This is a genomic window from Bradyrhizobium sp. P5_C11_2, from assembly GCF_054049755.1.
Genome location: NZ_JBFULT010000233.1, coordinates 1 through 11033 on the forward strand (window position 1 = coordinate 1; position 11033 = coordinate 11033).

The window sequence follows — 11033 nt, forward strand, 5'->3', positions numbered from 1 at the left end:
GGATCTCATTTAGCGCTGTGAAGGCGCGGCGCGTGAGCACGGCCTGCACCGTATCGGGGAATACATCGTAGCGCTGCACTTCGAAGCCGTATTTCTCGGCGTTAGCAGTGGCCCAGGTATCCGAGATGGTCCCGCGGTTGACGGCAACCGCCTTGCCCTTGAGATCCTCGAAGCCCTTCATCTCTTCGGCGGCGCGGACGATGAAGCCGTTGCCGGTGGAGAATAGCGGCTCAGTATAGAGCATGCGCTCGGAGCGTTCGGCAGTGAGGTTGAGCGGGTTGACGAGGAATTCGGCGCGCTTAGCGAACAATGCCGCGAACAGGCCGGAGAAATTGATGTCGACGATCTCGACCTTCGGGCGGCCGAGAGCTTTACCGATCTCGTTGATCAGATCCGCACCGAAACCCTCGGGGCCGTTTGGGCCGCGCACCATCCACGGCGCGACGCCGAAGTCGGACGCGACCACCATCGGCTTGTCGGACGGATGATCGGCTTCCTGGGCGCTGGCGCCGCCGGCGAATGCCGCAGTCGACAGCATCAGCGCGAACAGCCAATGCGTGGGTTTCAGTCTCATGGGGACGTCCTTTCGGGGGCGGATGTGATGTAGATCAGGGCGTGGGGGGATGAGTGGCCTGCCAGTGACGGGCGATGTCACCGCGCCGGCAGACCCAAGCGTTGTCGTGCTTGGCGACGTGATCGAGGAAGCGCTGCAGGCCAGCGGCGCGGCCGGGATGGCCGATCAGGCGGGTGTGCAGTCCGACCGACATCATCTTCGGCGCGGTGGCGCCTTCCGCGTAGAGCATGTCGAAGGCGTCGCGCAGATAGACGAAGAAATCATCCGCCGTTGCCATCGCGCCGCGGCTGAACTTGGCGTCGTTGTTGGCAAGACCGTAAGGCACCACGAGATGCGGCTTGCCGAGCACACGTGTCCAGTACGGCAATTCGTCGTTATAGGCGTCGGAGTCGTAGAGGAAACCGCCTTCCTCGACCACGAGGCGCCGCGTGTTCACGCTCGGCCCATAGCGGCAATACCATCCGAGCGGACGCTCGCCGGTGGTGCGCTTGAGGCTCTCGACGGTGTTGCGAATGCGCTCGCGCTCGTCGGCCTCGGACAGCAACGGATGCCGCTCCCAGCGCCAGCCATGGGCGCAGACGTCGTAGCCATATTCGCGAATGGCGACGCAGGCCTCGTCGTTGCGTTCCAGCGCCAGCGCGCAGCCCATGACGGTGGCGATCATGCCGCGCTCGGACAGAAGGCGCAGCACACGCCAGAAGCCTATGCGGCTGCCATATTCGAACATCGACTCGGCGGCGAGGTCGCGGCCCTCGAAGCCGCCGCCGCCACCTTCAGTCAGGGCCGCTTCGGTGACGCCGTCGCCATCGGCGAACGACGGCTCGGAGCCTTCTTCGTAGTTGATGCAGAAGTTGAGTGCGATTCTTGCTGCGCCCGGCCATTGCGGATGCGGTGGGGTGCGGCCGTAGCCAACGAAGTCGCGGGTGAGGTGATCATCATGCGGCATTGTTGCGATCCCTATGCGCTCTGCGGCATCACCGCGCAAACGTCGCCAGCGATATCGACGAACACGTCGTCGTCCCGCCGGCCGGTCATGCCCATGGCGACGGCGAATTCCATGGCCGCGCCGAGAACGGTCATGGGATGATGCCAGACATTGCGGGCGAAGGTGATGCTTTGATGCGCTCCGGCGATGAAGCACCGCAGGGTGGCCACGTCAGGCAGGCCATCCGGGCCGGCATCGCACACGATCGCCAGGTATTGGCTGCTGCCGAGCGGGATGAAGGTCTGGGCGGAGAACGGATGACGCTCCAGCGTCGTGATTGGCAGGGGCAGACTGCCGAGCCTGGCGGCGCTGCTGATCCAGATGGAAAAGGTGGCGGCGTCCGCGGTGCGATCGTCCGATGTCGGAAGATAGCGCCGGCGCACGTCGATCGGTCGCTCGGCTACGTCGCCGAAGGCGGCAAAGGCGGCCGGGGACAGCGATTCGGCCACGACGGTGTGGGAAGCAGTTTGGTTCAGCGTCATTCAGCCGGCACATCTAGTTGGTCGGCCTGCTGCGAAGCGGCTCAATATTCCAATGGTATACCAGTGAACCGCTCCTGCTGATTTCAGTCAAGCAGCGAAGCCCAGGAAGCTGCGTTAAATTTAGACGGAGTCCGACAGAATTGCGGGCAGCTGCAGAATTTTCGGACATGCAGCCCCAGGGATTCTGCCTGATCTCGACCTAGCCGTGAGGCTCGGGCAGGAAGATCCCGAATCGCTCGAGCAATCCCTGCCGCACATTGGTGAGATGCAGGATCATCGCCTGGCGGGCTGCGGCGGCATCACGATCGATGATGGCATCGATAATCGCAAGATGCTCGCGGGTGGCAGGTAGCAGCCGGCCAGGGTGGCGCTCCACATTGCACATCCGGATCTTCTGCCGGATTTCTCCAATCAGCTTCTCGAGCGATCGATTGCCACAATGCCGCGCGATCTGGTCATGAATTTCGTCGTCAAGCGTCCATTGAACCGTCCTGGATACCGTCGACGCAGCAATGATCTTCTCCAGCGTGGCCCTGATCGGTGCAAGGATATCCAGCGCGATGCGGGTCGCCGCAATGAACGTCGCTTCGCTCTCCAGCACCATGCGGAGATGGACCAATTCGAGCAATTCCGCCATCTCGATTGTGCGGACCACCACGGTGCCGTTGGACAATTGCTCGAGCCTGCCTTCGCCCAGCAACCGGCTGATGCCAGCCCGCAGCGGTGTCCGCGAGACTTTGAGCCGGAGTGCAAGTCGGCGCTCTTCAATCACCTCGCCGGGCTGCAGCTGTCGCGACTCGATCAGGTTGTGCAGCTTCAGATAGGTTGCGTCTGTTATGCTGCCATTGGTCCGTGCCGGGCGTTTGCTGATTGATTTCTTTGCTTTGTTGATAGAAGGCACGGACGTTGCTTTCGACGATTGGATAGAAATGCCGCCATATCGGTAGACGTACGTTACGCTCTCGCCGCTGGCCAAGCCGAAGCTCTGGATTAGCCATCCATTCTCAATTGGTGTCCACCTTTATGCAAGACTTTGCGAATTTCCGCTGTCTTTGGATCTCCACACGGCCGCTTCTGGCGCAAGGCGGCCGGCGGCCGCGTTCAGGTCGACGTAAACCTCTGTGCCATCTTCCGGGCTCGCAGCGGTTTGAGCGCCACATCGCGGATGTGAGGCTTCTACCGGTTCGCACCGCGCCGCGGGTGGATTGGAGGGGGCACACCGGCAGGCTTCATCCAGGGTCGCCGAATTGCATCCTGTTCGGCGATGCGTGCGACGTCGCCGGTATGTACCCATCCGTCTCGAAGTGCTTCGGCGGAGAGTTCGGGCTGACGCCCTGAGCGGGCCCAAGGAGCCAATTCATCAGCAACATCCCGGCGATGGCGCGTTGCGGCGGCAATATTGCTGCGCGCGCGGACTGGGGCAAACGCCCACACCCCTGGCTGAGCGGTGCGACGGCAATTTCCCTTTCGCTAGTCGCTTGACGACACTGTCGTCGACGGGCCATTGGGCGGGAAAGGCTTGTGTCGAGGGCGAAAATTCCATTTTCCGGCCGTGGCTCAAACGGTGGGTTTTGCGAGCCCAAAACGTCGTACTAGACGAGCGGCGCTGTCAGGTTCGTCTCGCCAGCAAGTTTCCGGCTCCGTCGACCGGGCCGGGAAAACGGCGGCGAACAAGCGAACCGTGCGTACGGCAAAACCGTGTGGTCCTAGCCGTCGTTGCTACGGTCAAGCTCTTGCGGATGCGGTAGTCGCGCCGGCGCGATGCTGGTGAATTTTCGCTGGGGTGAGGGAGGCCAGAAGGAACTCGGTTCCCGGGAGAGCACGGCATAAGCCGTCCAACCACTGCGCAGGGAAGGCCGAGTGATTGGCTACACCTGTATGCTGCTATGCGGTCTTTTTGCGCTACATCTTCGCGCTGGGGAACGCGGGTGCCAGCCGGCACCCGGCCTTCCCTGCGCCCTCCTGGCTTTGAGAGGGTGGAGCGACGAAGCAAAGCTCGGGCGAAATGCGCCGCGGGAATGCGGAGCCGCGTCTGGTCAATGTCGCGGGCAAGGGGCGACCATGGAAGACTGTGGCGGCGGTCTTCCGGTTTGGGAACATCCACTCGTTCGCGGCGATCGCGTTGCGGAGTAGCCCGTTGCGGTGAGCGTTTCGGAGCGCCTCAGGAATCGCTGGTGCCGGCTGAGCCGGAAGAGCGCGAGCGGCGCGCCTGAAGGACTTCGATGATCGCAAACATGACGATCACGACAATGAGGACGACGACGGATGCCGCGGCGATGACGGGGCTGACCTGGAGCAGGATTCCATCCCACATCTGCTTCGGCAAGGTCGTCTTGATCCCGCCGCCGACGAACAGCGCGACCGTCAGTTCCTCGAACGATTGCAGGAAGCCGGTCACGAATCCAACGGCGAGGCCACCTGCCACGAGCGGCAAGGTGATGCGCCAGAAGGTGCGCAACCGTCCGGCGCCGAGCGTCGAGGCCGCCGCGTCAAGCTTCCAGTCGTAGCCCTTGAAGGTCGCCAGCATGATCATGAACACCACCGGCATGGCGATAATCGTGTGACCGATGGTGATGCCAATGTTGCTCGCCACAAGCCCCATCCTCGCGAACAGATAGAACAGCGCGATCGCGATGACGATGGATGGGACCATCATTGGCGAAAGGCAGAGCAGGAACGCGATGCCGCCAAGTCGGCTGCGAGTCCTGGCGACCCCATAGGCCGCCATCGATGCGATCAGCAGCGTGATGGCTGCGGCCGCGAACCCGATGCCGAATGAACGGGTCATCGCGCCGAGCCAGAGCGGGGAGGCAAAGAACTGCTCGAACCAGCGCGCACTCCAATTGGGAGGTGGAAACGACAGAAAGGCCGAGCCGGTGAAAGCCATCGGGACAAAGGCGATGATCGGTGCCAGCAGCAAGGCGATCATGACCCAGGCATAGACCGAGAGCAGGACGCGCCCGCGCAGGCCGCGGATATTGCGCTTCCAGACCTCCTCGATCGCGCCGCAAATCAGCCCGGCGGCGTTGACGATGGCCAGCCCGGCACGACGCACTGGGCCGTCCGTCCTTGTCGGTCGGCCACCGCCCGTCGTCACCGCCGACAGGTCGAAGATCCGGTCATAGATGAAGCAGATCGTGATGGTCGAGACCAGGAGGATCGCGGCGAGCGCACTGCCGAGCTGCCAATTCTGCAGCTCGTTGATCTGCAGGATGATGAGCTGCCCGATCATAGTGTCCTTGGCGCCGCCAACGAGCGCCGGCGTGATGAAGAAGCCGAGCGAAGCAACAAGAACCAGGAGGCCAGCCGAAGCGACGCCGCGTACCGAGGGTTGGAAGAACACCTGCCAGAATGCGCGCGCGCCGTTGGCGCCGAGCGTCGATGCCGCCATCGTCAGGCGGCGATCGATCTGGTTCATGACCGGCAGCATCGTGACGACCGCCAGCGGTAGCAGCGTGTGCACCATGGCGAAGATGACGGTGGTGCGCCCGAACAGCAATTGATCTCCGCCCTTCAGGCCGATCGCTGCCATGGTCTTCGCCACGATCCCGTTGCGCCCGAGCAGCACCAGCCAGGAAAAGTTCTTGATCAGCGCGCTGGTCCAGAACGGCAATAGTACGAACAGCGCGGCGATACGCTGCTGCCGGGCCGGCTTTTGCGACAGCCAGTAAGCGAGGGGATAACCCAGCACCAGGCAGAACACGGTGGTCCAGCACGCGACCTGGAATGTCGTCGACAGCACGRTGAGATAGGGGCCGCCGTTCCAGATACGCAGGAACGGTGCGAAGGTCAGTGCGCCCGTGACCTTGTCCATCACGCTCACGGACAACATCTGCGCGGTCGGCCAGACCAGAAACAAGGCCAGGAAGCCGAGGCCAGGCAGCGCCAGCCACAGCGGATCGAGCTTGAGCTTACGCGCCTTGGTGCGCGGGTGCTCGGCAATTCCGAGAGACGTCGTCTCAGCCATCTCTCAATGCTCTCGTTCGATCCGTCGCAGCGTGCTCATCTCAGTCTATGCGCGCTTGGCAAGCGGCGTCGTCGCCAATGAGGTGTGGCGGTTCTCGGGCCGCGCCAGGCCGAGGTGCTCGCGGAGGGTCCGTCCTTCATAGTCGTGGCGGAACCGTTCGCGCCGCTGTAGCTCCGGCACCACCTTCTCGACGAAGTCGGTCATCGTGCTCGGCAGTGCTACGAACGAGATCATGAAGCCGTCGCAGGCGCCTGCATCGATCCAGGCTTCCATGTGATCGGCCACCTGGGTCGCGGTGCCGCAAAACGTCGCCTTGGCGCGATTGAACCGGCGCGCGATCTCGCGCAACGTCAGACCCTGGCGGATCAGGCCGGCGATCTCGTCAAAATAGGCTTTGTGGAGGTTGGACGTCGCAGGAATCCGAGTGACCGGCACCGGCTCGTCGAGCGGCAGATCCGACAGGTCGGTTTCGAGGTCCTGTCCAAGGCGCAAAACGCCGACGTCGGGATGGACCAGGTCCTGCCAGCGATCGAGCTTGTCGCGGGCCTCCTGCTCGGTATCGCCGATCACGACCGAAATGCCCGAGGCGATCTTCAGGTCGTCCGGCCGACGGCCGAATTTGGCCATCCGAGCCTTCAGATCGCTGTAGAAGGCCTTGGCGGCATCGAGATTGCCGCTCGATCCGAACACCACTTCGGCATGTTCGGCCGCGAAATCCCGGCCGGTGTCGGATGCGCCGGCCTGGATGATGACCGGGCGGCCCTGCGGCGAACGCTCGATGTTGAGCGCGCCATGCACGGTGAAGTACTTGCCCTTGTGGTCGACCAGATGCTGCTTCTCGGGCAGGAAGCTCTGGCAGGTCTCCTTGTCGTAGATGAAGGCGCCGTCTTCCCAGGTGTCCCAGAGTGCTTCGACGACTTCGAGGAACTCCTTCGCCTTGATGTAGCGGTCGGCGTGCGGGGGCAGCCGTTCGAGACCGAAATTGCGTGCCGCGTAGTCGTTGGCGGAGGTCACCACGTTCCAGGCGGCACGGCCATGCGAGATGTGATCCAGCGAGGAGAACAGCCGCGCAACATTATAGGGTTCGTAGAAGCTGGTTGATGCGGTGGCTCCGAGGCCGATATGGGTCGTCGCCCCCGCAATGGCCGAAAGCAGCGTGATCGGCTCCAGGACGTTCATGAACAGCGGCGATCGGCTCCAGGCTCTCAGATTCTCGGTGCGCGCCGCCGGTGTGTCGGCGATGAAGAAGAAGTCGAACTTGCCGCGTTCGGCGAGTTGCGCCATCTCGCGGTAGTAGTCGATGTCGGTCGAGGCGTGCGGCCGCGCCTCGTCCATCAACCAGGATGCCGCGTGTGATCCGTTGGCGTGCATCAACGCGCCGATCACCATCTGCTTCTTCTTGCTCATGACCGTCCCTCGATGTTTCCTCGCGTGCCGCAGACGTTACTTCTTGCCGCCCATCAGGAGCCATTCCTGGAAGCGCTCCGAGACCGCTGCGTAGTTCTTGCCCCAATAGGCATAGTCGCGCACGGCGAGCCCGGCGAGATTTTCAGGCTGCGTCGGAAGCACCCTGGCGCGTTCAGGCGTGATGAACCTGTAAGCCTTGAGATTGCTCGGACCATTGGCGACGATGCTGGAATAAGCGGCCTGGCGCTCGGGCTGCATGGAGAATTTCACGAATTCGCGGGCCTGTTTCAGCTTCGTCGTGCCCCGCGGAATCGACCAGCCGTCGATCGAGTAGAGGCCCTTCCAGACGATGTTGACTGGAGCGCCGGAATCGATCGCGGCAAAGGCGCGCGCCGACCACGTGTCGGCCATGTCGACTTCGCCGTTCTGCAGGATCTGGGTGTTCTGCGCGCCGGCGGTCCACCACACCGCGACCTCTGAGCGGATCTTGTCCATCATCCTGAAGGCGCGATCGACGTCGAGGGGGTAGAGATCCTTCGGCGCCACGCCATCGGCGAGCAGCGCCGATTCCAGCACGCCCTTGGGATTGCGGTACAGGCCGCGGCGCCCCGGAAACTTGGTCGTGTTCCAGAAGTCGGCCCAGCCCGTCGGGGCCTCCTTCTTGTAAACGTCCGTGCGGTAGGCCATCACGATGCCATAGGCCGAGAAGCCGAACCAGTTCGGCATCAGCGCGCCCGAAATCAGCTCGTCGTCCGGGCCCTTGGTAATCTCGAGCGGCTCGAGATAGTTCTTCTCCTGGGTCAGGCGCAGCACGTCGTCGGGGGTGACCATGCAGACGTCCCAGAGCTTGCTGTCGGTGTCGACGATGACCTTGAACTGTGTGACCGGATCGGATTCGTGTGCAACACCTTCGACGCGGATGCCGGTGGCCTTCTCGAACGGATCATAGAAAGCGGTGCGCAGCGCGGCGCCTGGGGCGCCGCCGACGTCAGCGACGGTGATCTGCTCGGCCGCACCGGCCCGTCCGGGCCAGACCGCCGGCAGCGCGACGCCGGTGGCGGCCACGCCCGCTGCTTTCAGAAGCTTTCGTCGTGAGATGCGCGTGGTGGCGGACATTGTTGTTCTCTCCGTGATGCACTGGTCGGGAAGGACACGATGTGATGGCGCGGTGTTATGCGCCCGACGTTGATGGACTGCTTTCGAGGACCCGGGCCTGGTCACGCTCCCACCGGATAAAGACGTTTTCATCGATTTCGACCGCTGGCAGGCCRGCTGCACGACGCGCGGTGATCAACGTGCCGCTGGCGAGCCGGACCAGAAGTCGCGTCTCCGAGCCTGCATAGATGCTTTCCTGAACACGACCGCTCAGCAGCGCCTCGTCACCGCTGCAAAGAACGAGTTTTTCCGGGCGCACCACCAGCGCAGCCGGTCGGCCGAGCTGCATATCGCAGCCGTCGGGGAGCGGAAGGACGCCGTCGCGTGTTGCAAGGCATCCGTTGGCGGCAATGTTGCCATGGATCAGATTGGATGCGCCGATGAAATCGGCGACGAAGACGTTGGCCGGCCGTTCGTAGATATCCTCAGGTGCGCCGAGCTGCTCGATCTGGCCTTCGTTCATCAGACAGATACGGTCGGCCAGCGCCAGGGCCTCCTCCTGATCGTGCGTCACGAAGATGATGGTTGCGCCGGTCTCGCGATGCAGCCGCTTGATCTCGATACGCATGTCTTCCCTGAGCTTCTTGTCGAGCGCGGACAGGGATTCGTCCATCAGGATCAGCGACGGCCGATAGACGAAGCAGCGCGCGAGCGCGACGCGCTGCTGCTGGCCGCCGGACAGCTCGCGGGGAAAACGGTTGGCGAAGTCCGACAGCCCGACCATCGCGAGCGCGGCTTCGGCCCGGCTCTTGATTTCGCCCGCCGGCATTCGCCGCATCTGCAACGGGAATGCGATGTTCTCGCGGACCGTGAGATGAGGGAACAGCGCGTAGTTCTGAAACACCACGCCGATGTCACGCTTGTCCGCGGAATTGTCGGTCTCGTCACGGCCGTCGATGATCAGCTGGCCGCCCGATGGTTCGACCAGACCGCAGATGATCTGGAGGAGCGTCGTCTTGCCGGACCCCGACGGACCGAGAACCGCGAGGAGCTCGCCGGCAACGACCTTCAGCTCGATCGGCCCGAGCACGGTTGCGTCGCCGTAAGCCTTCGAGATGCCGCGAACGTGTAGCTTGACCGTCGATACCGCCGGGCCAGTCGGCATCGATGCCGAGGTGTGGTCCGGCACGGTGAGCCCAGCGGCCGTATCCTGTGCGTCGCGCGACGATCGCCACAACATACGAAACACGTCGCTGCGGCGGCGGCTTCGAAGAGGTGGAGCGGCACGGATCGCGTCCATTACAGATCCTGTCAGGTCAACTCGGACAAAGTAAGCCTTCCGGAGCCGCAACGTGTAAATTACGAAAACCGGGTCCTTTGCTTAGACGACGCCTAATCGATCTGGTTGCGGAATTATTGGGCGAACAGTGATCAACCATTGATCTTTTCGCCTTCGGCGTCGGCGATCGCCCGCTATAGCTTTCAGGTAATCAGCGGCGACGATTTTCTTATTTTACCCGTGCAATGGAATCCATAAGTCTGACTTGCCTGACCTCGCCTCTTGGAGGAGCAATAGATGACGAATTCCGCCGCCTCGCCGGAAGAGCAGCAGCTTCGTGTCGATCTCGCTGCCGCCTTCCGCAGCATCGCCAGGCTTGGCATGCACGAGGCCGTCGCCAACCATTTCAGCGCTGCGATCTCCGCCGACGGGCGCCGGTTCCTGATGAATCCAAAGTGGCGGCACTTTTCGCGCATCAAGGCGAGCGATCTCGTTCTGTTCGACCTGGATGATGCGCAGGGCGTCAAGGGACGGCCGGATGTCGATCCGACGGCCTGGGCCATCCACGGCCAGATGCACCGGCAACTGCCCCAGGCGCGGGTTGTGATGCATCTCCACCCGCCTTTCGCGACCACGATCGCATCGCTCATTGATCCCCAGATCAAGCCGATCGATCAGAATACCGCGCGCTACTTCAATCGCCTTGCCATCGACGACCGCTATGGAGGCATGGCCGAYAGCGAACAGGAGGGCGCGCGCCTTGCCGCGCTGCTCGGTAACAAGTCGCGGCTGATGATGGGAAATCACGGCGTGCTCGTGATCGCCAACACGGTCGGCGAAGCCTTTGACGACATCTATACGCTGGAGCGCGCCTGCCAGATCCTGGTCCAGGCCTATGCGACGGGGCAGCCGTTGAAGATTCTGCCCGACGCGGTCGCCGAAAGCACCGCGCAGGATTGGGAACAGATCACGGATTTCTCGATCGCGCATTTCGAGGAGATGAAGTGCATCCTGGATGCTGAGGATCCGTCCTACGCGCATTGACTGCGGTTGCGGCGCCCGGGCAGTTCTCGGAACGTAGCCGCTGCTTCGACTGCCACGAAGCAGGGAGCAGGAAAGTCCTATTTCGCCTTTGCTGGCCGATGCGGGATAGTGCGAATGAGATCGAGACGGGAGCGGACATGATACGAACGGGCGAAGAGTATAAAGCCTCCATTCGCGACAGCCGCGCGGTCTATATGAAC

9 protein-coding genes are annotated in these 11033 nt (G+C 62.8%); 1 reads left to right on the plus strand and 8 read right to left on the minus strand.

The annotated features are described in order from the left end of the window. From ACXJL8_RS21325 to ACXJL8_RS21360, 8 genes are all read right to left on the minus strand, one after another. On the minus strand, positions 1–574 hold a 574-nt coding region (locus ACXJL8_RS21325; protein WP_456685522.1), incomplete at its 3' end, for a substrate-binding periplasmic protein. Positions 575–608: 34 nt separating this feature from the next. Further along, positions 609–1520 carry an allantoinase PuuE gene (locus ACXJL8_RS21330; RefSeq protein ID WP_456621869.1) on the minus strand — a complete coding sequence of 304 codons (912 nt, stop codon included), beginning with the start codon at positions 1518–1520 and terminating at the stop codon, positions 609–611. Between the two features lie 11 nt (positions 1521–1531). Then, positions 1532–2041: an ureidoglycolate lyase gene (locus ACXJL8_RS21335; RefSeq protein WP_456621868.1), complete on the minus strand. Its 510-nt coding sequence runs from the start codon at positions 2039–2041 to the stop codon at positions 1532–1534. Positions 2042–2240: 199 nt separating this feature from the next. Then, complete coding sequence (locus tag ACXJL8_RS21340; RefSeq protein ID WP_456621867.1) at positions 2241–3017, minus strand: GntR family transcriptional regulator; 777 nt, start codon at positions 3015–3017, stop codon at positions 2241–2243. 1185 nt (positions 3018–4202) lie between these two features. Then, positions 4203–6008 carry an ABC transporter permease subunit gene (locus tag ACXJL8_RS21345; RefSeq protein WP_456685523.1) on the minus strand — a complete coding sequence of 602 codons (1806 nt, stop codon included), beginning with the start codon at positions 6006–6008 and terminating at the stop codon, positions 4203–4205. Positions 6009–6053: 45 nt separating this feature from the next. After that, on the minus strand, positions 6054–7415 hold the full coding sequence (locus ACXJL8_RS21350) for an LLM class flavin-dependent oxidoreductase (RefSeq protein ID WP_456685524.1): 1362 nt from the start codon (positions 7413–7415) through the stop codon (positions 6054–6056). 36 nt (positions 7416–7451) lie between these two features. Beyond that, positions 7452–8531, minus strand: a complete 1080-nt coding sequence (locus tag ACXJL8_RS21355) for an ABC transporter substrate-binding protein (RefSeq protein WP_456621864.1) — start codon at positions 8529–8531, stop codon at positions 7452–7454. Positions 8532–8586: 55 nt separating this feature from the next. Continuing rightward, entirely contained in the window at positions 8587–9750 is a 1164-nt protein-coding gene (locus ACXJL8_RS21360) for an ABC transporter ATP-binding protein (protein WP_456685525.1), read from the minus strand. 336 nt (positions 9751–10086) lie between these two features. Between ACXJL8_RS21360 and ACXJL8_RS21365 the strand changes: the two genes are divergently transcribed. Next, entirely contained in the window at positions 10087–10833 is a 747-nt protein-coding gene (locus ACXJL8_RS21365; protein ID WP_456621862.1) for a class II aldolase and adducin N-terminal domain-containing protein, read from the plus strand. Positions 10834–11033: the final 200 nt, after the last annotated feature.

Coding starts and splice junctions, on each gene's coding strand:
- ACXJL8_RS21330 (WP_456621869.1), bottom strand. CDS start 1,520: ATGCCGCATGATGATCACCTCACCCGCGACTTCGTTGGCTACGGCCGC.
- ACXJL8_RS21335 (WP_456621868.1), bottom strand. CDS start 2,041: ATGACGCTGAACCAAACTGCTTCCCACACCGTCGTGGCCGAATCGCTG.
- ACXJL8_RS21350 (WP_456685524.1), bottom strand. CDS start 7,415: ATGAGCAAGAAGAAGCAGATGGTGATCGGCGCGTTGATGCACGCCAAC.
- ACXJL8_RS21355 (WP_456621864.1), bottom strand. CDS start 8,531: ATGTCCGCCACCACGCGCATCTCACGACGAAAGCTTCTGAAAGCAGCG.